The 23609-nt window shown below is 71.9% G+C and carries 25 protein-coding genes; 11 read left to right on the top strand and 14 right to left on the bottom strand.

Annotated elements, in window-relative coordinates:
• Positions 1–73: 73 nt before the first annotated feature.
• Positions 74–1024, bottom strand: coding sequence for an endonuclease/exonuclease/phosphatase family protein (locus ACFYXF_RS15290; RefSeq protein WP_389350040.1), 951 nt, complete (start codon positions 1022–1024; stop codon positions 74–76).
• Positions 1025–1203: 179 nt separating this feature from the next.
• Here ACFYXF_RS15290 and ACFYXF_RS15285 point away from each other — a divergent pair, with 179 nt between their 5' ends.
• The 3 genes from ACFYXF_RS15285 to ACFYXF_RS15275 all read left to right on the top strand — a co-directional run bounded on the left by ACFYXF_RS15285 (position 1204) and on the right by ACFYXF_RS15275 (position 3639).
• Positions 1204–2568, top strand: coding sequence for an amidohydrolase (locus tag ACFYXF_RS15285; protein ID WP_389350039.1), 1365 nt, complete (start codon positions 1204–1206; stop codon positions 2566–2568).
• An 89-nt stretch (positions 2569–2657) separates the two neighbouring features.
• Positions 2658–3299: a DUF899 domain-containing protein gene (locus ACFYXF_RS15280; protein ID WP_389350038.1), complete on the top strand. Its 642-nt coding sequence runs from the start codon at positions 2658–2660 to the stop codon at positions 3297–3299.
• 166 nt (positions 3300–3465) lie between these two features.
• Positions 3466–3639, top strand: a complete 174-nt coding sequence (locus ACFYXF_RS15275) for a hypothetical protein (protein ID WP_389350037.1) — start codon at positions 3466–3468, stop codon at positions 3637–3639.
• A 6-nt stretch (positions 3640–3645) separates the two neighbouring features.
• Here ACFYXF_RS15275 and ACFYXF_RS15270 read toward each other — a convergent pair whose 3' ends face one another.
• On the bottom strand, positions 3646–4098 hold the full coding sequence (locus ACFYXF_RS15270; protein WP_389350036.1) for a hypothetical protein: 453 nt from the start codon (positions 4096–4098) through the stop codon (positions 3646–3648).
• Positions 4089–4772 (bottom strand): ATP-binding protein, encoded by a 684-nt coding sequence (locus ACFYXF_RS15265; protein ID WP_389350035.1) that lies wholly within the window; start codon positions 4770–4772, stop codon positions 4089–4091. Before ACFYXF_RS15265 ends, ACFYXF_RS15270 begins: the two co-directional genes overlap by 10 nt.
• Positions 4773–4995: 223 nt before the next feature.
• Between ACFYXF_RS15265 and ACFYXF_RS15260 the strand changes: the two genes are divergently transcribed.
• The 3 genes from ACFYXF_RS15260 to ACFYXF_RS15250 all read left to right on the top strand — a co-directional run bounded on the left by ACFYXF_RS15260 (position 4996) and on the right by ACFYXF_RS15250 (position 7095).
• Entirely contained in the window at positions 4996–5856 is an 861-nt protein-coding gene (locus tag ACFYXF_RS15260; RefSeq protein WP_389350034.1) for a helix-turn-helix transcriptional regulator, read from the top strand.
• Between the two features lie 110 nt (positions 5857–5966).
• Positions 5967–6182 (top strand): DUF397 domain-containing protein, encoded by a 216-nt coding sequence (locus ACFYXF_RS15255; RefSeq protein WP_105973954.1) that lies wholly within the window; start codon positions 5967–5969, stop codon positions 6180–6182.
• 109 nt (positions 6183–6291) lie between these two features.
• Positions 6292–7095, top strand: coding sequence for an SAM-dependent methyltransferase (locus ACFYXF_RS15250; protein ID WP_389350033.1), 804 nt, complete (start codon positions 6292–6294; stop codon positions 7093–7095).
• A 28-nt stretch (positions 7096–7123) separates the two neighbouring features.
• On the opposite strand, the gene ACFYXF_RS15245 is transcribed toward ACFYXF_RS15250, so the two are convergent.
• From ACFYXF_RS15245 to ACFYXF_RS15230, 4 genes are all read right to left on the bottom strand, one after another.
• Positions 7124–7828, bottom strand: coding sequence for a tyrosine-protein phosphatase (locus ACFYXF_RS15245; RefSeq protein WP_389350032.1), 705 nt, complete (start codon positions 7826–7828; stop codon positions 7124–7126).
• 159 nt (positions 7829–7987) lie between these two features.
• Positions 7988–8914, bottom strand: a complete 927-nt coding sequence (locus ACFYXF_RS15240; protein ID WP_389350031.1) for a hypothetical protein — start codon at positions 8912–8914, stop codon at positions 7988–7990.
• Positions 8911–11211, bottom strand: a complete 2301-nt coding sequence (locus tag ACFYXF_RS15235) for a PEP/pyruvate-binding domain-containing protein (RefSeq protein ID WP_389350030.1) — start codon at positions 11209–11211, stop codon at positions 8911–8913. The genes ACFYXF_RS15240 and ACFYXF_RS15235 overlap by 4 nt, the downstream gene beginning before the upstream one ends.
• A gap of 226 nt (positions 11212–11437) precedes the next feature.
• The gene (locus ACFYXF_RS15230) at positions 11438–12877 is read right to left on the bottom strand and encodes a PLP-dependent aminotransferase family protein (RefSeq protein ID WP_389350029.1); all 1440 of its coding nucleotides are present in this window, start codon (positions 12875–12877) and stop codon (positions 11438–11440) included.
• A 47-nt stretch (positions 12878–12924) separates the two neighbouring features.
• Between ACFYXF_RS15230 and ACFYXF_RS15225 the strand changes: the two genes are divergently transcribed.
• Entirely contained in the window at positions 12925–13431 is a 507-nt protein-coding gene (locus ACFYXF_RS15225; RefSeq protein WP_389350028.1) for a carboxymuconolactone decarboxylase family protein, read from the top strand.
• Positions 13432–13457: 26 nt separating this feature from the next.
• On the opposite strand, the gene ACFYXF_RS15220 is transcribed toward ACFYXF_RS15225, so the two are convergent.
• The 3 genes from ACFYXF_RS15220 to ACFYXF_RS15210 all read right to left on the bottom strand — a co-directional run bounded on the left by ACFYXF_RS15220 (position 13458) and on the right by ACFYXF_RS15210 (position 16412).
• Positions 13458–14945 carry a glutamate synthase subunit beta gene (locus tag ACFYXF_RS15220; RefSeq protein ID WP_389350027.1) on the bottom strand — a complete coding sequence of 496 codons (1488 nt, stop codon included), beginning with the start codon at positions 14943–14945 and terminating at the stop codon, positions 13458–13460.
• Between the two features lie 117 nt (positions 14946–15062).
• Positions 15063–15542, bottom strand: coding sequence for a DUF1772 domain-containing protein (locus tag ACFYXF_RS15215; protein ID WP_389350355.1), 480 nt, complete (start codon positions 15540–15542; stop codon positions 15063–15065).
• A gap of 138 nt (positions 15543–15680) precedes the next feature.
• Positions 15681–16412, bottom strand: coding sequence for a DUF2293 domain-containing protein (locus ACFYXF_RS15210; protein WP_389350026.1), 732 nt, complete (start codon positions 16410–16412; stop codon positions 15681–15683).
• 104 nt (positions 16413–16516) lie between these two features.
• On the opposite strand from ACFYXF_RS15210, the gene ACFYXF_RS15205 reads away from it, so the two are divergent.
• Together ACFYXF_RS15205 and ACFYXF_RS15200 are read left to right on the top strand one after the other, a co-directional pair.
• The gene (locus tag ACFYXF_RS15205) at positions 16517–17158 is read left to right on the top strand and encodes a uridine kinase (RefSeq protein ID WP_389350025.1); all 642 of its coding nucleotides are present in this window, start codon (positions 16517–16519) and stop codon (positions 17156–17158) included.
• Between the two features lie 153 nt (positions 17159–17311).
• Positions 17312–17740 carry a CBS domain-containing protein gene (locus tag ACFYXF_RS15200; protein WP_389350024.1) on the top strand — a complete coding sequence of 143 codons (429 nt, stop codon included), beginning with the start codon at positions 17312–17314 and terminating at the stop codon, positions 17738–17740.
• 72 nt (positions 17741–17812) lie between these two features.
• Here ACFYXF_RS15200 and ACFYXF_RS15195 read toward each other — a convergent pair whose 3' ends face one another.
• Complete coding sequence (locus ACFYXF_RS15195; protein ID WP_389350023.1) at positions 17813–18940, bottom strand: magnesium and cobalt transport protein CorA; 1128 nt, start codon at positions 18938–18940, stop codon at positions 17813–17815.
• A gap of 168 nt (positions 18941–19108) precedes the next feature.
• Here ACFYXF_RS15195 and ACFYXF_RS15190 point away from each other — a divergent pair, with 168 nt between their 5' ends.
• Positions 19109–19903, top strand: coding sequence for a methyltransferase domain-containing protein (locus tag ACFYXF_RS15190; RefSeq protein ID WP_389350022.1), 795 nt, complete (start codon positions 19109–19111; stop codon positions 19901–19903).
• A 34-nt stretch (positions 19904–19937) separates the two neighbouring features.
• Here the strand turns inward: ACFYXF_RS15190 and ACFYXF_RS15185 are convergent, their stop codons facing one another.
• Together ACFYXF_RS15185 and ACFYXF_RS15180 are read right to left on the bottom strand one after the other, a co-directional pair.
• Positions 19938–20849: a carbohydrate kinase family protein gene (locus tag ACFYXF_RS15185; protein WP_389350021.1), complete on the bottom strand. Its 912-nt coding sequence runs from the start codon at positions 20847–20849 to the stop codon at positions 19938–19940.
• 11 nt (positions 20850–20860) lie between these two features.
• Positions 20861–21769 carry a pseudouridine-5'-phosphate glycosidase gene (locus tag ACFYXF_RS15180; protein WP_389350354.1) on the bottom strand — a complete coding sequence of 303 codons (909 nt, stop codon included), beginning with the start codon at positions 21767–21769 and terminating at the stop codon, positions 20861–20863.
• Between the two features lie 99 nt (positions 21770–21868).
• Here ACFYXF_RS15180 and ACFYXF_RS15175 point away from each other — a divergent pair, with 99 nt between their 5' ends.
• The gene (locus ACFYXF_RS15175; protein ID WP_389350020.1) at positions 21869–22297 is read left to right on the top strand and encodes a VOC family protein; all 429 of its coding nucleotides are present in this window, start codon (positions 21869–21871) and stop codon (positions 22295–22297) included.
• Positions 22298–22374: 77 nt separating this feature from the next.
• Here ACFYXF_RS15175 and fdhA read toward each other — a convergent pair whose 3' ends face one another.
• Positions 22375–23601, bottom strand: a complete 1227-nt coding sequence (fdhA, locus tag ACFYXF_RS15170) for a formaldehyde dehydrogenase, glutathione-independent (protein ID WP_389350019.1) — start codon at positions 23599–23601, stop codon at positions 22375–22377.
• Positions 23602–23609 lie beyond the last annotated feature (8 nt).

Genomic DNA, 23609 nt, shown 5'->3' with positions numbered 1-23609 from the left:
CGGCTCCACGTCAGCGGATGCGTGTCCCGCGCGCGGGTGGGACGCCGCCCGCGTCGACCGGGGGGACTCCGCGTCAGTCGATCCGCACCCACACCGGCGCGTGGTCCGAGCCCGGTGTGCCTCGCCGGGCCTCCGGGTCAGGGCCGATCGAGGGGAGGGTCGGTGCCCCGGTTCCGGGCAGGCCCGTGCCCGCCTCCGTCGTGCGGCGGAGCAGGTGGTGGCTCAGGAGGACGTGGTCGATCAGTTCGCGGTGGCCCGAGTTGATCCGCGAGTAGCGCTGTTCGGCCGGAATGAGCGGGGCCACGTCCCACAGGCGCGTCGCGTCGCCCTTGTCGTCGTGCTCGTAGCCGGGCGTGCCGATCTCCGAGCCGGGCGGGCCGAGCAGTATCTGGGTGGTCGCCGCCCGCACCTCGTCGTTCAGGTCGCCCAGGATCATCACGTCCCGCGTGCGGCCCTCGCCGGCCAGCAGCTCGTCGGCGAGGGCCCGCAGCGCGGTCGCCTCGGCGGCACGCCGGGACAGGGCGTACGCGCCGTACCGGGCCCGTTCGCCCTCGTCGAGCGGGTGGAAGCGGCCGTTCGGGTACGACAGCAGCTTGGACTTCAGATGGGCGACGGCCGCCCGTACCGGACCGCCCTCGGTGTCCGCCTCCACGGCCATGAAGCCACGGCCCGTCACCGAGACCTCCAGGCCCGAGTCGTCCACCTGCACCGGACGCAGCTTCTCCGGGAACGCGTTCGTGTCGGCGAGCACCTCGAACGCCAGACGGCCCAGGAAACCGACCCGGATGCCCCGGCTGTCCGGGAGCCGCGAGGTCGCGATGGACCAGCCGCTGCCCAGCAGGTCGATCAGATCGTGCAGTGCCTCGACGTCCCCGACCTCCTGGACGGCGAGCAGCGCCGGGTCGAGTTCCGTGATCACGGCGGCGAGGGCGGCGAGTTTCGCCTCGTACGCCGCCTCGTCCTTCGGGCCGAACGGGCCGCCCGGTCGGTAGAGGTTCTCCAGGTTCCAGGTCGCGACGATCATGCCGGGCTCCCCCTCAGGTCCAGCGACTTCCGGCAACTTCCCGCGCGTTCCGGTGAGTTCCGGACGTTGTGTCACGTTGTGCGTCCAGCGTGCCCGCGCCGCCGCCCCCGGCGACAGGGCGACGCGGGGATGCGCGGTTCACGTCGCCCACCGGTACGAGCGCGTCGTACGGTGGCCGTATGACGCCTTCTCCCGCCGCTCCGGCGGACCTCGTCATCACCGGCTGCACCGCCCTCCGCCACACCGGCGCCGACGAACGGATCGAGTTCGCCGAGGACACCTCGATCGTCGTACGGGGAGGGGTCATCGAGGCGATCGGCGTGGGAGTCGACGTCCCGGATGCCGTCGAACGTATCGACGCGCGCGGGCAGGTGGCCATGCCGGGGCTCGTCAACTGCCATACGCACGCCCCCATGGTCGCGTTGCGCGGGATCGCCGAGGACCTGCCCACCGAGGAGTGGTTCAACGACGTCGTCTGGCCGATCGAGTCCAACCTCACGGACATCGACGTGGAACTGGGCGCGCGGCTCGCCTGTGCCGAGATGATCCGCGGCGGGGTCACCTGCTTCGCCGACCACTACTTCTCGATGGACACCGTCGCCGCGGTGGTCGAGGAGTGCGGGATCCGCGCGCACCTCGGTGAGGCGTACTTCTCCTCGCAGGGGCCCCAAGGTCGCGAGAAGTCGCTGGAGTTCGCGCTGCGGCACCGGGGCGGCGCAGGCGGCCGTATCACCACCGCCCTCGCCCCGCACGCCCCGTACACCGTCGACGACGCCGACCTCGCCGCTACCGCCGGCCTCGCCCGCGAACACGGCCTGCCCGTCCACATCCACGCCGCCGAGAACCGCGACCAGACCGACACCAGCCTCGCCCGCCACGGCGTCACCCCGATCGAGGTCCTGGCCCGCACCGGCGTCCTCAGCGGCGACCTCGACGTCCTCCTCGCACACGGCACCGGCATCGTCGAGCGCGACCTTCCCGTCCTGGAGCGCACGAACGGACGTACGGCCGTGGCGACCTCGCCCCGTGGATACCTCAAGTTCGCCTGGCCCACCACCACTCCGGTGCGCGCCCTGCGCGAGATCGGTGTCCCCGTCGGGCTCGCAACCGATGGCGCCGCCTCCAACAACTCGCTCGACGTGTGGGAGTCCATGGCGCTCACCTCGCTGATCCAGAAGTCGACCGAGGGCGACCCCCGCTGGCTGACCTCCCGCCAGGCCCTCCACCACGCCACGCTGCAGAGCGCGCGGGCCGTGGGACTCGGCGAGCGGATCGGCAGTCTGGCACCCGGCCGGAGGGCCGACATCGTCCTCGTCGACCTCACCGGGCCGCACACCCAGCCCGTGCACGACGTCGCCGCCACCCTCGTTCACAGCGCCCGCTCCTCGGACGTGCGTACGACGATCGTCGACGGCCGTGTCCTCATGCGCGACCGCGAGCTGCTGACCCTCGATGTGCCGGGCATCGTCCGCGAGTTGGGCGAACGGCTGCCCGCACTCGTCGACCGGAGCCACGGAAAGCGCATCCAGGACTACGACACCTGAGATTTTTTCCCGGGCGGCGATGAGTTCCGCGCGCCCCGTCGGTCCACCCCTGAGAACGGACCGTTCCACAACGGGGGCCTGGAGGGGCGATGACACTTCCGCGGATCGTTTCGCGCGACCAATGGCGGGCGGCACGCGAGGCGTTGCTGGTCAAGGAGGAGGTCGTCACGCGCGCGCGTGACGCGCTGAACGCCGAGCGGCGCGAGCTGCCCATGGTCGCGGTCGACGAGGAATATGTGTTCGAGGGCGGCGACGGCAAGGCCACCCTGCTCGACCTCTTCCAGGGCCGCCGCCAACTCGTCGTCCACCACTTCATGTTCGCCCCCGAGTGGGACGCGGGCTGCGCCGGCTGCTCGGAGTTCCTCGACAACGTCGGTCACCTGGCGCACCTGTGGGCCCGCGACGCCTCGTTCGCGGCCGTGTCCCGGGCGCCGTACACCCGCATCCTGCCGTTCAAGGCGCGCATGGGATGGACGGTGCCGTGGTACTCGTCGTACGGAAACGACTTCAACCGCGACTTCCTGGTGACGTCCGGGAACGCGGGGGAGGCCGTCGAGCGGTCCGGCGTGAGCTGCTTCCTGCGGGAACACGACCAGGTCTTCCACACGTACTCGGCATACGGACGCGGCCTCGACGGCCTCGGCTCGGCCACGAGTTTCCTGGACCTCATGCCATTGGGGACGCCCGACGGCCACGCGCGCGTGCGGCGTCACGACGAGTACGAGGACTGATACGGAGGGCGACAAAAGGGGTTTCCGAGGATGTAACAGGGTGAGGCGATCCTCACATCTGCCGGTGAACGCGTGTCAACTACGTCTCAGTACGGTCACTTGGCGAGGCCTTTTCCCCATGATGAGCGTTTAACTCTACGAGATCAGCGCTACATGGAGGTGCAGGGTGAACGGGCGACAGGTGCTCGAACGCTTTCCCGCCGGCGGACCGCGCGGTTCCTGGCCGGCTGAGGAGTTCGCACAGGCATGCCGTCTGGAGGGCCAGGCGGCGGAGGTCGTCATGGACCTCGCCACGGACGCGTTCCTGGTGATCGTGCGGGGCGGGTCCGCGGGGGAGTGAAGGCGCTCAGGCGCTGATCGGCCTCGACCAGGTGGGGGTCGTCCCCGTCACCTGGCACAGGGCGAGGTAGAGCGGTATCGGCGGGGTGTACGGCAGGGTGTCCGCCGGGCGGTGCAGCAGGGACGGGACGCGCGGGGCGTCGAGGAGCACCGCTCCCGTGGCGTAGTGCGACGGGGCAGGCCACTCCAGGGCGTAGTCGGAGTCGGCGGGGACCAGCCACCACCAGCGGCCCGCGTCCGCGTACACACAGCCCACGCGCGGGAGCCGGGGCAGTACGCGTGGGCCGAAGCGGGCGGGTACCGCCACCGCGTCGCAGCCCAGGGGGGCGGTCATGCCGTCCGGTATCGGGAGGCGCAGGGGAGTTCCCGGGCGGGGCGCACTGTGCAGACCGCGTTTCATGCGCACCAGTGTGTCCATGCTCACGACCCGGCCCCCCGTGGAACTGCCCCTTACACCCATTCGGCCTCTGTCCCCGTCCCCGATGTCGCGTGGCGTTGAAACCGGTGCCGCCCGTGGTGCCCGTTCTCGGGCTGTGTGTCGTCGGCGGGCTCCGGTTCCGGGTCGCCGGGCGTGCCCGGGCGGGGCGGTGGCGCGCCCCAGCCGAGGTCGCCGCGGGCCGCCGTGCCCTCCTGGGCGTCTGCGGCCGCGTCGGCGCGACGGGCGAGCTCCGCCCAGACCAGCAGGCCGGGACCGTGCTCCTGGGCCCCCCAGGCCCTGCACATGGCCTCGACGAGGAGCAGCCCCCTCCCCTGCTCGTCGTCGGGGCGCTGCGGCGACTGATGGGGCACGCCGGGGGCGCAGCCCTCGTCACGCACGGCTATGCGCACCAGGTCGTCGCCGTCGTGCAGCTCGCAGACTATGTGGCTGCTCGCGGTGTGCACGATGGCGTTGGTGACCAGCTCGGTGACGACGAGAGCCGCCGTGTCGCAGGTGTCCTCGCAGACCGACCAGCCCGTGAGCCGGGCACGCGTCAGGCGACGGGCCTGCGCGGGCGAGCCCGGATGGGCGGCCAGCTCGAAGCGGAACCGGCGCTCGGCCGCCGTACCGGGGCGCAGCGAGGCTGCGGACCCGGGACCGGAGCGGTCCGCGGCGGCGTCTGTTCCTAAGGGCGGGGACGGGATCACGCTTGCCACTATCTCCCCGCCGTGAACACTTGGCAAGTGTCACTCTGAAAAATGCAGAGTGCGGTGTGACGGAGTGGAACGGCGTGGCACACTGCTCGCAACAGCACGCGGAGCGGCGCCAGTTGGGACTTTCGGCAGGTTTTCGAATAAACCTTCGAACAGATTCCGGTTTGGCGCCGCCGGGCTGTCAGGAATCTTCACCGGGTGTTCCGGTGCTCGATGGAGGTGGAGCGTGAGCGAACCGCGGTCCGCGCCGACGGTCGGACAGGTCGTCCTCGGCCGGCGCCTGCTGGACCTGCGGGAGCGTGCGGGCCTGCGGCGCGAGGAGGCCGCGCGCATCCTCCGGGTCGCCCCCGCCACCGTCCGTCGTATGGAGATGGCCGAGGTCGCGCTCAAGATTCCCTACCTCCAGCTCCTCCTGAAGTCGTACGGCGTCTCGGACGACGAGGCCGAGGCGTTCGTCCAGCTGGCCGAGGACGCCAACCAGCCCGGGTGGTGGCAGCGGTTCCACGACGTGCTGCCCGGCTGGTTCTCCATGCACGTCAGCCTGGAGGGCGCGGCCGGCCTCATCCGCCAGTACGAGCCCCACTTCGTCCCCGGACTGCTGCAGACCGAGGAGTACGCCCTTGGTGTCCTGAAATCGGGCGCCATCGGCCAGACCAGACCCGAGGACATCGAGCGCCATGTCGCGCTGCGCATGGAACGCCAGGGACTGCTCACTCGCGACGGAGCGCCCCGGCTGTGGGTCGTGATGGACGAGACCGTCCTGCGCCGCCCGGTGGGCGGACCGGAGGTGATGCGTGCGCAGATCGACAAACTGCTCGAAGCCACGAACCTGCCCAACGTGACGATCCAGGTCGCCCCCTTCGCATCGGGGCCGCACCCGGGCACGTACGGGCCCTTCGTGCTCTTTCGTTTTGCCGTGCCGGAACTCCCGGACATGGTCTACAGCGAGTACCTGACCGGCGCCATCTATCTGGATTCGCGCACCGAGGTGGCAACCCACCTGGAGGTCATGGACCGCATGGCGGCTCAGTCCGCTACAGCACATCGCACGAAGGAGATCCTCCGGGATCTCCGCAAGGAGCTCTGAATCTCTGCATGGATCGCATGACGTCCAAGGCCCGGATACGCCACGAGCGAATCAATGAGCTGACCACTGAACGGGTCACAGAGCGGGCGAGCGCCCGCATCTACAACGGCATGCCCGCCGGCGAACTGGGCAGCGAAGGCTGGCACAAGCCGTGGAGCGGCGGCAACGGCGGCAACTGCCTGGAGGCGATGAAGCTCGCCGACGGCCGGATCGCCCTCCGCCAGTCCACCGACCCGGAAGGACCGGCGCTGATCTACACCACCGACGAGATGCTCGCCTTCATCGAGGGCGCGAAGGCGGGAGAAGCGGACTTCCTCCTGTCCTGACAGCTGTTCCCAGGGCTCGTTCCCAGCCCTTTGATCCCATGTTCCTAATTTTTGGTGCTCAGTTGATCACTTGCCACGCAAGACCCCGAAGAGACTTACGGAGTTCGTCATGACCGGGCAGCCCTCCATCGAGATCGACACCAGCAAGCCCCATCCCGCACGGATGTACGACTGGTATCTGGGCGGCAAGGACAACTACCCGGTCGACGAGGCGATGGGCCGGCAGATGCTCGCCCTCGACCCGCGCGTGCCGGTGATGGCCAAGGTCAACCGCGCCTTCATGCACCGCGCCACGCGCTGGCTCGCCGGGCACGGCGTCCGCCAGTTCCTCGACGTCGGCACCGGCATCCCGACCGAGCCGAACCTCCACCAGGTCGCCCAGGAGATCGCCCCCGACGCGCGGGTCGTCTACTGCGACAACGACCCCATCGTGCTGGCCCACGCGGCGGCCCTGCTGCGCGGTACGGAGGAGGGCGTCACCGAGTACCTCCAGGCCGATGTGCGCGACCCGGACGCCATCATCGAGGGCGCGAAGGGGATCCTCGACTTCGAACGGCCGATCGCGCTCTCCCTCGTCGCCCTGCTGCACTTCGTCTCCGACGAGGACGGCGCGCACGACCTGGTCGGCCGGCTGCTGGCCGCGCTGCCCGCGGGCAGCTACCTCGTGATGACCCACGCGACCGCCGACTTCACCCCGGAGGAGTCCGCGGCCGCGACGGCGAAGCTCAAGGCCGCGGGCGTCACCCTCGCCCTGCGCTCCCGCACCGAGTTCGCCCGCTTCTTCGACGACCTCGACCTGGTCGAGCCCGGCGTCGAGGTGGTCGACAAGTGGCACCCGGAACTGGGCGAGCCGATCCCGGGCCAGGAGGACGGCGTGATTCCCGGGTACGGGGCGGTGGGTCGTACGTCCTGACGGGGGCAGCGGGTGGTGGGTTACGGGTTCACAGCCACGACATCATGCGCCGAGGCGCGTCCACCAGCCGGCTGACCGCCACCACCGCGAGTGGCGGTTGCTCCGCCTTGTCCTTGTCGAGGCTCAGCCCGTAGTAGATCTGCTCGATCGACGGCGGGCCGACCGCGAGGTTGGCCCAGACCGCCGCCGACGGTGACTGCTTGTCGGCCTGGACGAGATACGCCGCCGCCATCGCTCCGGTACGGCCGACGCCGGCGCCGCAGTGCACGAACACCGGCCCGGACGACGAGGCGACGACGTCGAGGAACTGTCGCACCTGCTGCTCGGTGGGCGTCTGCCCGTCGCGGATCGGCAGGCGTACGACGTTCAGCCCGGCCTTGGCCGGTTCGGCGAGCTGGGCCGCGCTCAGGTCCTCGGCGCGCAGATCGACGACGGTGGTGATGCCGAGGCCCGCCAGCGCCCGGTAACCGGCCGGCGAGGGCGCGGCGCCGCGCCACAACCGCCCCTGGGAGTCCACGCGTTCGAAGTGGTGGACGCCCTGGACCGTACGGGTCCCCGCCTGCGTCGGAGTCTCCGAGCCGACCCAGTGCGACACCGCCAGGATGCCGAGCGCGCCCGTGGCCCACAGGGCGAGATAGCCGATGGCGACTCTGCCGAGGATCCGCAGGACGCGGCGGACCGCAGGGTGGCTACGCAGCGGTAGCGAGGGTGGGGGAGCGGTGATGACAGCCATGACGACCCGGGGAGGTTGGAGGCGGGGGCGCGTTCGTACGTTCGTTTCAGGGGACGAGAGCGCTTTGCATCGTAACCCGGGCCGCTGACAGCGGAGCCTTTACGTGACGTACGGCTCCTTTCTGTGTATATTTTCCTATTTACCCTGATTGTGGTGACCCTAGTCGCCGTCCTCGTCCACATCCCCGATACCGACGACCGTGAGGTGCGCGCGGTCGAGGGCGGCGTCCTCCAGGCAGCCGCGCAGCCGCATCCGGTCGTGCTCCGCGAGCGCCGGCTGGACCATACCGGCGAACACCCCGTCACCGAGATCGCCGAGGGTCGCGCGGTTGAGCGGCACGGAGGTGGAGTCCCGGCACTGTTCCCAGACCTGGTGCGCGGCCAGGGCGCGCCGCTCCTCGGAGATGACGCTGCCGCTGCCCCGCAGGTCGACCTGGACGAGGACGGAGGTCGCCCGGCTGTCGGTGTCCGCCTGCTGCTCGCGGGTCTGGGTGAGGTCCGCGAGCCCGACGACCAGCGCGCCGAGCAGCGCGACCCCGACGACACCGACGGCCGCCGTCCGCGCGACCTGGCCCGGTGAACGCCGGCCGCCGGCCGGGGGCAGGTCCTCCAGATCGGCGTCGGCCGCCGGATCGGGCGCGGCCAGCACGGCCAGCCGTCCGGCGAGCCGCCGCTCGGCGGGCTTGGCGGTGATCGACGCGACCCGCTGCACCAGCCAGGCGAGCCCGGACAGCAGCACACCGGTGACCATGAGCACCGGCACGAAGACGTACGTGCGTTCGGCGGGCTCGTCCAGCCAGCGGAACCGTCCGGCGCCCTGCCGGGCCGGCGACTCCCGCAGCCGGGCCAGCACGTCCTGCTGTCTCCGGCCGGACTCCCTGACCTGGTCCTGGGTCTCGCGCATCTGTTCCTCGATCCGCGAGAGCCGCCCGATCAGCATGATCCCGAGCAGCATCACCTCGACGACGAGCAGCAGCACCCCGCACAGGACGGCCCGCTGCCACTGCCAGCGGTAGAGGTAGATGACGACGTAGGTGCCCGCCCCGGCGGCGGCCAGCCACGCGAACACATAGGCGATTCGCCTCATCGTCCGTCCTCCGTCCCGGTCTCGTCCCCGGTGCGCACCTCGCCGGTGGTGCCGTCGACCGTGAGGCGCGTGCCCGGCGCGAACCGGCTCACGGCGTCCGTCGCGCCGACGACCGCAGGCAGCCCGAACTCCCGCGCCAGCACGGCCAGATGGGACAGCGGGCTGCCGGTCTGCGCGACCAGGCCGGTGAGCCCCGGCAGCAACGGGGCGAGGGCGGGGTCGAGCGTGCGGACGACGAGCACCGCGTCCGCGGGCGGGGTCCCGGTGCCGTCCCAGACGGTTCCGGCGGCCCGCCCGCCGGACACGCCCCGGCCGCCGTCGCCGGAGGGGCCGGTGCTCCGCTCGGCGACCACGGTCCCGTCCTCGGCGACCCGGAAGGAGTCCGGCAGCGGGGCGGACACGGGCTGCGGCTGCCTCTTCCGTACGTCCTCGGGCAGCGGCCCGCCCTCAAGCGCGGTCATGAACTCCGGCCATCGCAGCAGCCCGACCCGTGCGCCGTCGTCCAGACCTCCGCGTACGACGAGCCTGCGCGCCCCCTCCCGTACGAGCCGCACCTGCAGCTCCTGCACCCACCTGACCCGCAGCCGGAGCGCCTCACGAGGCGGGAGCACGGGCGCGGCGGCGGCCGGCTTGCCGGCGGGGTGGCGGAACGGGCGGATGACGGTGACGGTCGCCGAACGCGGGTGTTCGTCCGTTTCGGAGCGGCGTTCGGTCAGGTTGGAACGGTGTCCCGCGCGCGGGGTGCCGTTGGGGCCGCCCTCCTGTGTCGACGCCTGCGTCGCAGCCGGAAGCCGGATCCGTCCGCGCAGGCTCGGTGCCGTCAGGGCCAGGACCACCGGCTCGGCGGCCACGACGTGCTCGTCGGGCAGCCCCTGGGCGCGGGCGTCCGCGAGCGCGGAGAGGGCGGCACCGGCTGCCGTACGGCTGTTGCCGCCTGCCCTGCCGCCCGGCTTCTCGTGCAGCAGCGCACCGGCCAGCGCCTCCTGGGCGTGCAGCGCGACCAGCGTCGTACGCGTCCAGCGCAGGGTGGACGCAAGTCCGGTCGCCGGGATCTCGGCGGGCGGCGGGGTCTCGGCCAGCCGGCGGTCGACGTCCGCCACGAGGTCGACGGCGAGCCCGGGCAGCGCGGAGGCCAGCCGTCCCGTCCGCCAGGCGGCGGCGAGGCGGCGCCCGCCCGGGGCCGGGTTGAGCAGCGCGAGCCAGCGGTGCCGGGGCGGAACGGCGCCGAGCAGCTCCAGATCGGCGGCGGCCCGTCCGCCGACCGCGGTGACCACCGGCACGGCACGCAGCCGGCGCCGGGGCGCGGTGCCCCCGATGTCGAGCGCGGCGGCGAGCCCCCGGGCCATGGGGGCCACCCACAGGTCCTCCTCCAGCGGCTCCAGCTGGTCCGGCAGGGTCTCCGCGACCGGGCCGGGGCCCAGCAGCCGGGCCCCGCGCGAGGGGCGGACGGCCATCGCGGTGATCGGGCGGCTCTGGAACAGCCACAGCTGCCCGTGGTCGTCGAACCCGAACTCGATGTCCTGGGGCCCGTCGAAGACCTTGCGGGCCTGCTGCGCGAGGCGGGCCAGTCGGCGCAGTTCGAAGGTGCCGAGGAGCGGCTCGGCGTCCGCAGGTTCCGTGCGCAGCATGCGGCCACGGGGGCTCAGCCAGTAGTTGGTGCCGGCCTGTTCCCCGCTGACCAGGCTGTCGGGGCCGCCGCGCACCGCGCTCACCAGCATCCGGTCGGCGCGTCCCTCGACGGGATCGGCGCCGAACATCACCCCTCCCACGCGCGCGGTGAGCATCGGCTGGACCAGCACCGCCATTGGTGCGGGGGGTTCGCCTGGCCGGTGCGCGGAGTCGAGCACGGTCCGCACCGCCGTGAGGAACCCGGCCCAGCCGCGGACGTCGAGCACGGAGGCGAACTGGCCCGCCAGGGACGACTCCTCGGTGTCCTCCTGCGGTGAGGAGGACCGGACGACGAGCGGGCGCTCACCGCCGTCGGAGAGCGTGTCCCAGGCGTGGCGCAGCGCGGACAGGTCGTCGGACGAACCGACGGTCTCGGGGGCGGGGTGCGGTATGACGAATCCGGGCAGTACCGGCAGTCCGGCACGGGCCGCGCGGGCGAGGTTGGCCGCCTTGGAACCGGCGAGCAGGGGGAGTGCGGCGGAGGGCTGGTCCAGGGGGACGGCTTCCCTGCCGTGCGTCCCGACCGGGTCGAGCAGGCCGTGTGCCCCGACCGCGTTCAGGACCGCCCCGCCGCGGGGGTCGTCCCCGTCGCGCGCGCCTTCTCCGTGACGTTCATCGAGCGTCGTCATAGAACACCCTCCAGGACCGACCGCCAACAGGGGGGACGCGTAGGGTTGGCCCTGCGCCTGACGACGGAACGAAGGATTTTGGCGGCAGGCCCGTGGGGCCTGTCTCCTGCGTCAATGATCCCACCGAGGGCCTTATTCCACGTCTGCGAGAAGCCGTTTTCCGGTCACCGTGAATAAGGTCACCCAGAGCAACCAAGTGCTGGCCGCTCGCGTTGTCGGCGCTCGCTCAACCCGGAGGAAGCACCTGGCAGAGCGCCTCCAGCGCCGCCCCGTAGGCATGCTCGGAGGGTGCCGCGTACCCCACGACGAGCCCGTCGGGCCGGCCCCCTTCCGGGGTGCGGAACTCCGGATGCCGGAACTCCGCGAGCCCGTCAAGGGCGATTCCGCGCCAGGCCGCCGCCTTCACCGCCGACCGCTCCGTCCCGGGCGGCAGCCGCAGCACGGCGTGCAGCCCGGCCGCGACCCCGGTGACCTCGACCTGCGGCGCATGCGCGGCGAGCGCGGCGACGAGCCGGTCACGGCGGCGCCGGTACCGCTGCCGCATCCGCCGCACATGACGGTCGTACGACCCGGACCCGAGGAAGTCCGCGAGCGCCAGCTGATCGAGTGCGCTCGCCCATCCCTCGCGCTCGCCCTTCACCGCGAGCACGGGTTCCACGTACCGCTCCGGAAGCACCATCCAGCCCAGCCGCAGCGCGGGGGAGAGGCTCTTGCTGACCGAGCCGAGGTGGATCACCCGCTCCGGGTCCAGCCCCTGTACGGCGCCGACGGGACGGCGGTCGTAACGGAACTCCCCGTCGTAGTCGTCCTCCAGAATCAGCCCGCCACGCGCGCGTGCCCAGTCGATCACGGCCGCCCGGCGCTCGGGGTTCAGCGGGCCGCCGGTCGGGAACTGGTGCGCGGGTGTGAGCAGGACGGCCCGTTCCCGGTCGAGCAGGCCGACCTGCGCGCCGTCCTCGTCGAGGGGCAGCGGCACGGTCCGTACCCCGGCGGCGGCCAGCAGCTCCCGGTGGAAGCCGAGTCCGTACGCCTCCACGGCCAGCGGCCCGCGCAGGACGGCGCCCACGCCCCCGCTCGTGCCGCCGAAGAGGAGCCGCAGGGCGTGCGCGAAGCCCGAGCAGACGACGATCCGCCCGGGCTCGGTACGGACGCCACGCGCGCGTGCCAGGTACTCCGCGAGCGCCTCCCGCAGTTCGACGCGGCCGGCCGGGTCACCGGGCCCGAACGCCTCGTTGGGCGCCTGCTGGAGCGCCCGCCGGTAGGAGGCCAGCCATGCGGAACGCGGGAACTCCGACGCGTCCGGCTTGCCCTGACGCAGATCGTGCCGCGGCCCACGCGCGCGTGGAGGAGCCTTTACGGGGACACGGGAGGTCGCCTTCACAGGTTCGGCACGCTCCGCTACCCGGGTGCCCGAGCCCTGGCGGGCGGTCAGCCAGCCCTCGGCGACGAGTTCGGCGTATGCGTCGGCCACCGTGTTGCGGGCCACGCCGAGATCGGCGGCGAGGGAACGGTACGGCGGCAACAGGGTGCCGGGCGCCAGTCGGCCGCTTCGGACGGCGTCCCGCAGGGCCCGGATCAGCGCGGCCCGCCGCCCGCCGGGCCCCGACAGCTCCAGATGCAGGTCGGCGCCGATCCGCTCGGCGGAATTGACCCATGTTTCTGCCATGGAAATGCACCCTACAGCCGGTCTTTCCGGCTCGTAGGTTCGTACTCATGACGACGAACACGAGCACCGCGAACCCCACGACCGCCCACCTCACGGAGGCGGACCGAGCGCCCCGGCTGAACCTCGCGAAGACGGCTCCCAAGGTCTTCCGCGCCCTCGTCGGCTTCGACGCGGCGGCCCGCGAGGGCCTCGACCCGGCGCTGGTCGAGCTGATCCAGATCCGCGCCTCGCACCTCAACCACTGCGCGTACTGCCTCCACATGCACACGAACGACGCGCGCAGGGCGGGCGAGAGCGAGGACCGGCTGCACCTGGTCGCGGTGTGGCGCGAGGCCCGCCACTTCTACACCCCGAGGGAACAGGCGGCGCTGGCCCTCGCGGAGGCGGTCACCCTGATCGCCGACGCGGGCGTCCCGGACGACGTCTACCGCGAGGCGGCGGCCCACTTCGACGAGCGGGAACTCGCCCAGGTGCTGTCCCTGATCCTCACGATCAACACCTGGAACCGGGTGGCCCTGGCGACCCGCAAGGTGGCGGGCACGGACGAGCGCTGACCGGCCTCAGACGGGGCTGGAGGGGGTCACACGGTCATCGGGCGGTCGTACGGCCCGATGGGCGCCGGCAGCCGTGTGGCGCCCGTCAGGCGGCGGTCCACGGCCGCCGCCACCGCCCGCCCCTCCGCGATCGCCCACACGATCAGCGACTGCCCACGGGCCGCGTCCCCCGCCGCGAACACACCCGGCACGTTCGTCGCGAAGTCCGCGTCACGGGCGATCGTGCCGCGCGGGTCGAGGGCGAGCCCGAGCTGCTCGACCAGGCCGTCCTCCCGGTCGGGGCCGGAGAAGCCGAGGGCGAGCAGCACGAGGTCGGCGGGGAGCGTCCGCCCGGACCCGGGCAGCGGCCGGCGCTCCGCGTCCACCTCGACGAGATGCAACTCCCGTACGCGCCCGTCCGCGTCGCCCGTGAAGCGGAGCGTGGACGCCGCGAAGAGCCGCGCGTCGGCGTCGGCGGCGGGCGCCGACTCCAGGTCGCGGGCCTCCTCGTGCGCGGCCGACAGCCGGTAAATCTTCGGGTACGTCGGCCAGGGGTCGAAGTCCTCGTCGCGCTCCTGGCCGGGCTGGGCGTAGATGTCCAACTGGGTGACGGAGGCGGCCCCTTCACGCACCGCGGTGCCCAGACAGTCGGCCCCCGTGTCACCGCCGCCGACGATCACGACGTGCTTCCCGGCGGCGGACATCGGGGAGGCCGTCAGATCCCCCTGGCACACCCGGTTCGCCAGCGGCAGATACTCCATCGCCTGATGCACACCGGCCAACTCCCGCCCGGGCAGCGGCAGTTCTCGCCACGCCGTGGCCCCGACGGCCAGCACCACGGCGTCGTAGCGCGCCCGCAGCTCGGCGGCCCCGACATCCCGCCCGACGGCCGTCGACGTACGGAACTTGGTCCCCTCGGCCCGCATCTGCTCGACGCGCCGCTCCAGATGCCGCTTCTCCATCTTGAACTCGGGGATGCCGTACCGCATCAGCCCGCCCAGCCGGTCGTCCTTCTCGTACACGGCGACGGTGTGCCCGGCCCGGGTCAGCTGCTGGGCCGCGGCGAGCCCGGTGGGCCCCGACCCGATCACCGCGACCGTACGCCCGGACAGCCGGTCCGGCGGGCTCGGCGGTGCGAAGCCCTCGGACCAGGCCCGGTCCGCGATGGCCACCTCGACGTTCTTGATGGTCACCGCGGGCTGGTTGATGGCCAGCACACAGCCCGCCTCGCACGGCGCGGGGCACAACCTCCCCGTGAACTCGGGGAAGTTGTTCGTGGCGTGCAGCCGGTCGCTCGCCGCACGCCAGTCCTCCCGGGAGACCAGGTCGTTCCACTCGGGGATCAGGTTCCCCAGCGGACAGGCCTCGTGGCAGAACGGGATGCCGCAGTCCATGCAGCGATCTGCCTGCCTGCTGATGATGGGCAGCAGCGCCCCCGGGACGTACACCTCGTCCCAGTCACGGACCCGTTCCTCGACGGGCCTGCGGGGCCAGTCCTGGCGTGCTGTGGTGAGAAAACCCCTGGGATCGCCCATGGCCGTGTCCTTGCCGTCTTCCCTGCGTACACGTGACGGGGCCGTGCGTCATCGGGCGGCGCGCTCTTTCGGCCACGATACGACTCATCGGGCACCTGCGCCGAGCGGAAAGCGGGCTCAGGCGACGGCCAGGACGTACAGCACCGAGGCGGCTCCCGAGGCGACCGTGCGTATGTGGTTCCACAGGGTCCACTCGCGCACGTACACGGGCCAGTACGCGGCTGCCTCCGCGGTTTCCGGCTCCAGCTTCATCAGCGCGTTGTTGCGCGGCACGTTCGCGCCCATGGTCAGCCCGAACGAGCCGAGCAGATACAGCGCGCTGCCCACCAGCAGCTCCACCGCGCCCTCGTCCGGCCAGACCACGAACGTGACCACGACGATCACCAGACACAGGGCGGCCGAGCCGATGAACACCAGCATGAAGGGCGGGTTCAGCGCGGTGACGTTGATCGCCCGCATCGCCGCGACCCCCTGCGCGGGCGGCAGCGCGGCCAGGCCCCGCATCACGAACGTCGAGAACCCGCAGAACACCCCGGCCACCAGCCCGGTACCGAGCACACCCAGTACCACCAGTACGAAGTACGCCCCATCGATCATGCCGACTCCCAGGTCGATCCCCATCCGTTCCCTCCAGTGAACCCCCTGCCACTGACAACGCCCATGGCTGAACGACCCGACGCCATCCGCGAGCGTCCAGGGACGGGCGCAGGCAGGGTTCGGCGGCAGCCGGCGCGCTCACGCCGACTCGACCCGGCCTTCCCTTGTGTCCGCACCGGTCGTCCCTTCCGATTCCGTCCCCCATTCCCGAAGCCTCGCCTCGACGGCACCGGCGATCCGCCGCCGGGCCTCGTGCCGCGCGACCCCGCTCATCAGCAACTGGTCGTACGCCGTGTCCACATGCCGTACGGACGCCACGACCGCCGAGACCACCGCCCCCTCGGACAGCGCACGCCCCGCCGCGCTCCGCCCCACCCGCCCGCTGCCCCGCACCGAGGCATGCGCGGCGATCGCCTCCGCCCGGTCCGCCGGACACCCGGGCAACAGCCGGCGGATCTCCCGGGCGAACGCCTCCGTGAACCGCAGATCCTCCGCGTCCCGCCGCCGCGCGTCCCGCACCCGGCGCCGCCGCCGTGCCTCGGCGTCCGCCAGGCACCGCTCCTCGGCGCGGGCGAGTCCGGCCTCCTCGACCAGGACGCCCTGCCGCTCGTACCGCCCCTGCCGCCGGTTGAATCGCACGACCACCGCCGACAGCCCGCTCTCCTCCCGCGACCTGCGCGTCAACGCGGTGTCGCCCCTCGGCAGGAACACCAGATGCCCGAGATCGGCGCAGTCGAGACACCGAGGCGTCCCCTCCTCCAGCACGAGCAACGGCAACGGCCCTCGCCGGCACTCGGCGCAGTGCCGCCGCCTCAGCGGCTGGACGACGAGAAGTCCGGGGTGGACCCGGGGAGTTGTGCGGCTGGTCATGGCTGTTTGATTCCCACCGGCGACCGGGAATCCCCGCACCGGTCCTGCTTCCTCCGCCTGTTCCCACCGGCTCCGCTCCTGACCATCGACGGCCACCCGGCATCATGGGCCGTGTGCGACTGGAACCGATCACCTGGGACCGGCTCGGCGACCTCCTCGCCGAACGTGTGCTCGACATGAAGCCGGACGACGGCAGCCCCTGGCCGCGCATCGCCCTCGACGGAGCCCCGGCGGCCCGCCCGGGAGACCTCGCCGAACGCGTGGCCGAGGCACTGCGCATACGCGGCCGGCCCTCGCTCGCCATCGGCACCGCCGGTTTCCTGCGCCCCGCCTCCCTCCGGCTGGAGTACGGCCACGAGGACGTGGAGGCCTACTACGACGGCTGGTTCGACACCGGCGCCCTCTGGCGCGAGGTCTTCGGCCCCCTCGAACCCGGCGGCGACGGCCGTGTCCTGCCCGACCTCCGCGACCCGCTCACCGACCGCTCCACCCGCAGCCCCTATGTCCAACTCCCTCCCGGCGGCGTCCTGTTGCTGCACGGCCCCCTCCTGCTGCGCCACTGGTTCCCCTTCGACCTGACCGTCCACGTCCTCCTCTCCCCGGCGGCCCTGCGTCGCCGTACCCCCGAGGCCGAGCACTGGACCCTCCCCGCCTTCGCGCGCTACGAGAGCGAGACGGACCCCGCCGCCACGGCCGACGTCCTGGTACGCGCGGACGACCCGCGGCACCCGGCGTGGAACGGCTGACCCGGCCCGGCGGCCCGGACCGGCCCCGGACACGGTGCCCGAAAACCGCGGACTTCCGGGTGCGCATCCCCAGGAGCGCGGCGAGAATGTAGGGCGCCGGGACTAGCGGTGCCTTCCGTGCCGCGCCGGCCGTCCGGCACCGGGAGGTACTTCATGACCACCGCCGGAGACATCATGCACCGCGGCGCTCAGTGGATCCCCGCCCACGAGACCCTTGACCGGGCCGCCCAGCTGATGCGCGAACTCAACGTGGGCGCCCTGCCCATCAGCGACGAGAACGAACGCCTCTGCGGCATCCTCACGGACCGCGACATCGTCGTCGGCTGTGTGGCCATGGGCCACGATCCGGCGAAGGTCACCGCGGGCGAGATGGCCCAGGGCACCCCGCGCTGGATCGAGGCGAGCGCCGATGTCAGCGAGGTTCTCGAAGAGATGAAGGACCACCAGATCCGCCGGCTTCCGGTGATCGAGAACAAGCGTCTGGTCGGCATGATCAGCGAGGCCGATCTGGCCCAGCACCTCACGGACGACCAGATCGCGTCCTGGGCCGAGAGCGTCTACGCCCGGACCACGATGCGCTGATCCCAGCGCCCCGTCACACACGCTCGCCCGGCCGCCCGCGCCGGGCGAGCGTGTGTGACGGGCCCGGCCGTGTCAGAGCCAGCCGTTGCGCCGGAAACTCCGGTACAGCGCCAGACAGACGACGGATATCAGGCCGATCACCAGCGGATAGCCGAACTGCCAGCGCAGCTCCGGCATGTGATCGAAGTTCATGCCGTAGACACCGCAGACCATCGTCGGTACGGCGATCATCGCCGCCCACGCGGTGATCCTGCGCATGTCCTCGTTCTGCGCGACCGTCACCTGCGCGAGGTGCGCCTGCAGAATCGAGTTGAGCAGCTCGTCGAACGCCGCGATCTGCTCCGTCGCCCGCAGCTGATGGTCGGAGACGTCCCGGAAGTAGGCCTGTATCTCCGGGTCGATCACCCGTATCGGCCGCGTCGCGAGCTCCTGCAGCGGGCGGTTCAGCGGAGCCACGGCCCGCTTCAGTTCCAGGAGTTCACGCTTGAGCTGATAGATCCGGCCGGGGTCGGCCCGCGCGCCGTTCGTCGCGAACACATCCGTCTCGACCTGGTCGATGTCCGCCTGCACCGCGTCCGTGACCTGTAGATAGTCGTCGACCACATGGTCCGCGATCGCGTGCAGCACGGCCGCCGGGCCCTTGGCGAGCTGCTGCGGATCGGCCTCCAGACCCTCGCGCAGCGGGCCCAGCGAGCCGTGCCGGCCATGGCGGACCGTGATCACGAAGTCCTGGCCGACGAAGACCATGATCTCGCCGGTGTTCACCACCTCGCTCGTCGCGGTGAGTTCGGTGTGCTCGACGTAGCAGACCGTCTTGAACACCGCGAACAGTGTTTCGCCGTACCGCTCCAGCTTCGGGCGCTGGTGGGCGTCGACCGCGTCCTCGACCGCGAGCGGGTGCAGGTCGAAGAGCTGGGCGATGCCCGCGAACTCCTGGTCCGTCGGCCCGTGGAGGCCGAGCCAGACGAAGCCCTCGTCACTCTTGCGGACCCGCCGCACGGCGTCGACCAGGTCCCGGCCGGCCGGGACCCGGACGCCGTCCTCGTAGGCCACGCAGTTCACGACCGCGGAGCCCAGCGGTGACCGGGCGTGGTGACTCAGGTCGACACGCGGGCGCCGCCGTGCCAGCCGTGCCACTCTGCGGAGGCCGCCACCCCTGCCGAGGCTCGTGACCTTCCGCAGATTCCCTGCCATGGACATCTGGATCTCCTCGCGCCGTACTGTCCGCACCCTGCGCCTGGCTCGCCAGTTTGCCAGCCCTTCGCACATGCCGGAGAGGCCTGTGGGAACGGAGGATTCCGCTCCGCTTTGACTGATGCGGGAGCGTCGACCCGGCCGAACAAAGCGGATGACTGGGATGATCTCGACATGACGCGAACCGACGGGTATCTCCTCGACAACCGGCAGACCGAGGCGGGACAACGCTTCGACGCCTTCGCCGCCCTCTTCGATCCCACAACCTTCCGGCACTTCGAAGGGTTCGGCGTCGGAGCCGGCTGGCGTTGCTGGGAGGTCGGCGTCGGGGGCACCTCGGTGGTCTCCTGGCTGGCCAAGAAGGTCGGCCCGACCGGAAAGGTCGTCGCGACCGACCTCGACACCACGTGGGTCGCCCCGGCCGCCCGTCCGCCGGTCGACGTACGCGTCCACGACGTCGGCGTCGACGAGCCGCCGGGGGAGGGGTTCGACCTCGTGCACGCCCGACTGGTCCTCGTCCACGTGCCGGACCGGGAACGGGCGTTGCGCTCGATGATCAAGTCGCTGCGCCCCGGCGGACGCCTTCTGGTCGAGGACGCCGATCCCGCTCTGCAGCCCCTGCTCTGCCCCGACGAGCACGGCCCCGAGCAGCAGCTCGCCAACCGGCTGCGGCACAGCTTCCGCCAGCTGCTCGCGGACAGCGGCGCCGATCTGGCGTACGGCCGCAAACTCCCGCGACTGCTGCGCGAGGCGGGCCTGCGCAACGTCCAGGCCGACGCGTACTTCCCGGTCACCTCGCCCGCCTGCGCCGCGCTGGAGTCCGCGACGATCCGTCAGATCCGGGAGCGGCTCGTCGCCGGGGGCCACGCCATGGACGAGGAGGTCGATCGCCATCTGGCCAACGTCGCCGCGGGCGGGATGGACCTGGCGACGGCACCGATGATCTCGGCGTGGGGGCGCAAGGGGTAGCCGTCGCTTCTCCGGTCTGTGAGCGTCGGCCTCTTCAACCGGCGACCGGCGGCCTCCCGCCCACCCGCTCCACCGCCCGCGCGCCCGCCCGGCACCCCTCCGCCGCCGCGTCCTCGGGTTCGGCGCCCGTCAGCAGGGCGGCGAGGAACGCGCCGGTGAAGGCGTCTCCGGCGCCCGTCGTGTCCCGGGGTGTCGCGGGTACGGCCGGAACCCGGGCGCACACGGCCCCCGCGCGGGCCACGATCGCGCCTTCGGCACCCTGTTTGGCGACCACCAGCGGGACGTGGCGGCTCAGCTTGGCCGCCGCGTCCGCCGGGTCGGGCAGCCCGGTGAGGAGACAGGCCTCGTCACGGCTCGGCAGCAGCACGTCCACCCCGGACACCAGATCCAGGAAGCGGTCGACACCCAGTTCGACAAGGAAGCCCGCCGACGCCGGATCCAGGCTCACCGGTACGCCACGCGCGCGTGCCGCCTCCAGGGCCACCGCCACGAACGCCCGGCCCGTCGCCGAGAACAGCAGATAGCCCGAGAGGTGCAGCCGCGCGACACCGTCGAGCAGCGCGTCCGACCAGTCGTCGGGGTTCAGCCGCACCGAGGCACCGCTCTGGGTCAGGAGCGTGCGCTCGGCCGCCGCGTCCATGTCCACCAGGCAGATCACCGTCCCGGTCGGCGCCTCGGGATCGACGACGAGGTGGGGCCGTACTCCGCAGGCCGTCAGCTCGCGCTCGTGCCACTCGGCCGCGTCCGTACCCACCCGTCCGAGCAGCCGTACCTCGGAGCGCCCCCAATGGGCCGCCCAGCAGGCCACGTTGGCGCCCGCGCCGCCCGGCAGGGTCCGGATCGCGGCGGTCGTGTCGGTGCGCGGCGCGAGCGGACCGTGGTGCCGGGCGACGATGTCCGTGATGACGTCCCCGGCGACGAGCAGCGCCCCGCCCGGCACCCTCATGCCAGGCTCTGTCACGCCCCGGCCCAGGCCGCCGCGATCCGCCCCGCGAGCCGTACGTTGCCGCGGACCGCTGCCAGGTTGGCGCTCAGTGAGGCGCCGTCGGTGTGCCGCACCAGGTAGTCGAGCAGGAACGGCGTCACGGCCTGCCCGCTCACGCCCTGCTCTTCGAGCGCGTGCAGCGCGTCGGCGAGCACGCGCGCGTGGAGCCCGGGATCCAGTTGTTCCTCCGCGGGCACAGGATTGGCGACGATGAACGCCGACTCCGGGGAATCGAGCGCGTCCTGGGCCCGCATCACGTCCGCGACCTGCTCCGGAGTGTCGAGCGTCCAGTCCACGGGGTGCCCGGAGTCGGACAGGTAGAAGCCGGGGAAGTTGCCGGTGCCGAAACCGGCCACGGCGACCCCGAGGGTCTCCAGCCGCTGCAAGGTGGCCGGCACATCCAGGATCGACTTCACGCCCGCGCAGACGACCGTGATCCTGGTGCGCGCCAGCAGCCCCAGGTCGGCCGACTCGTCCTGGGTCACCGTCCACTCGCGGTGCACCCCGCCGAGCCCACCCGTGGCGAACACCCGTACGCCCGCACGTGCCGCCAGCAGCGCGGTCGCCGACACCGTGGTCGCCCCGCTCGCCCCGGCGGCCACCGCGAGTGGCAGATCGCGGTGCCCCAGCTTGCGGATGCCGTCCTCGTTCGCGACCCGCTCCAACTGCTCCTTGTCCAGGCCGACACGGGGGCGCCCGTCCAGCACGGCGATCGTCGCCGGTACGGCGCCCTCCTGCCGTACGACGTCCTCCAGTTCCAGCGCCACCTGAAGATTGCGTGGGCGCGGCAGCCCGTGCGCGATGATCGTGGACTCCAGGGCCACCACGGGTCGACGCGCGTCGACCGCTTCCCGCACTTCTTCGGACACCACCAGCATCACGAGCCTGCTTCCTGTCGTTCGGTCTTCCCTCATCTCTGGCGGGTGGCGCGCCTGGTCAAACCCTTGCGGCCTGTGGCAGACGCCACCAGCCTGGGGTTCATGACGGACAACTCGACACGTCTCGACCATGTCGTTCTCTGGGTGCGCGACCCGCTCGCCGCCGCAGACTTCTACGAGAAGGCGATCGGCATGGAGCCCCTGAGGATCACCGAATTCGCCACGGGGACGGTGTCCTTCCCCTCCGTACGCCTCAACGAGGAGACCATCTTCGACCTCGCGCCCCTCTCCCTGGCGGAGCGCATGAACATGCTCCCCGGATCCGCCGACAGCGCGGGCCACCCCGTCAACCACGTGTGCCTGTCCCTGCCCGCGGACTCCTTCGACGCCCTGCGAACCCGCCTGGAGGAACGGGACGTACCCGTCTCGGACATCTCGTACGACTCCTACGGCGCCCGGGGCCCGGCGAGGCGCAGCTTCTACTTCCGCGACCCCGACGGCAACGTCTTCGAGGCGCGGCACTACGCGTAGGGCACGGCAGCGGGCGAGAAGGGGGTGCCCGCGCGCGGGCACCCCCTTCCGAGCGCCGGAGACCGGGTCTCAGGAGATCAGACCGGTCGTACGCCGGCCAGCGTCCCGTGCGGATCGAGGACGTACTTGCGGCTCGCGCCCTGGTCGAACTCGGCGTAGCCGCGCGGGGCGTCGTCCAGGCCGATCACGGTCGCGTTGACGGCCTTGGCGATGTGCACGCGCTCGTGCAGGATCGCCCGCATCAGCCCCCGGTGGTACTTCATCACCGGGCACTGTCCGGTGGTGAACGCGTGGCTCTTCGCCCAGCCGAGGCCGAGCCGCATCTTCAGGGTGCCCGACTTGGCGTCCCCGTCGATGCCGCCCGGGTCGTCCGTGACGTACAGCCCCGGGATGCCCAGGGCACCTCCCGCGCGCGTGACGCCCATCAGGGAGTTGAGGACCGTCGCGGGCGCCTCCGGGGCGTCCGGGCCGTGCGCCCGGGCCTCGAAGCCGACCGCGTCGACCGCCGCGTCCACCTCGGGCTCCCCGAGGATCTGGGCGAGCTGCCCCTCGATGTCGCCGCGTGAGACGTCGACGGTCTCGCAGCCGAAGCTCCGCGCCTGGGCGAGGCGTTCGGCGTTGAGGTCGCCGACGATGACGACGGCGGCGCCCAGGAGCTGCGCCGACGCCGCGGCGGCCAGGCCGACCGGGCCCGCTCCCGCGACGTACACCGTCGAGCCGACACCCGCGCCCGCGGTGACCGCGCCGTGGAAGCCGGTCGGGAAGATGTCCGACAGCATGGTCAGGTCGAGGAGCTTCTCGCGAGCCTGGTCGGCGTCCGGGAACCTCAGCAGGTTGAAATCCGCGTACGGCACCATCGCGTACTCTGCCTGACCGCCGACCCAGCCGCCCATGTCGACATAGCCGTAAGCCGCCCCCGGGCGGGCCGGGTTGACGTTCAGGCAGATGCCGGTCTTGCGTTCCTTGCAGTTGCGACACCGCCCGCAGGCGATGTTGAACGGTACGGAGACGATGTCCCCGACGTCGACGTACTCGACGTCCGGCCCGCGTTCGACGACCTCTCCGGTGATCTCGTGTCCGAGGACCAGCCCCTCGGGCGCGGTCGTCCGGCCCCGCACCATGTGCTGGTCACTTCCGCAGATGTTGCTGGCGAGCACCTTGAGAATCACTCCGTGCCGGCATTTCCTGCCGACGTTCTGCGGGGCGACTCCCGGCCCGTCCTGGAGTTCAAGCGTCGGGTAGTCGATGGTCCTGACCTCGACCGTGCCCGGCTTGAGATACGCGACTGCCCTGTTCCCGCTCATACGTGATC

Origin of the sequence: Streptomyces sp. NPDC002680 (genome assembly GCF_042889145.1) — a bacterium.
Classification (GTDB): Bacteria; Actinomycetota; Actinomycetes; order Streptomycetales; family Streptomycetaceae; genus Streptomyces; species Streptomyces adonidis.
Note: the sequence above shows the minus strand (reverse complement) of the source record. Positions and strands in the feature narration are given on the sequence as shown.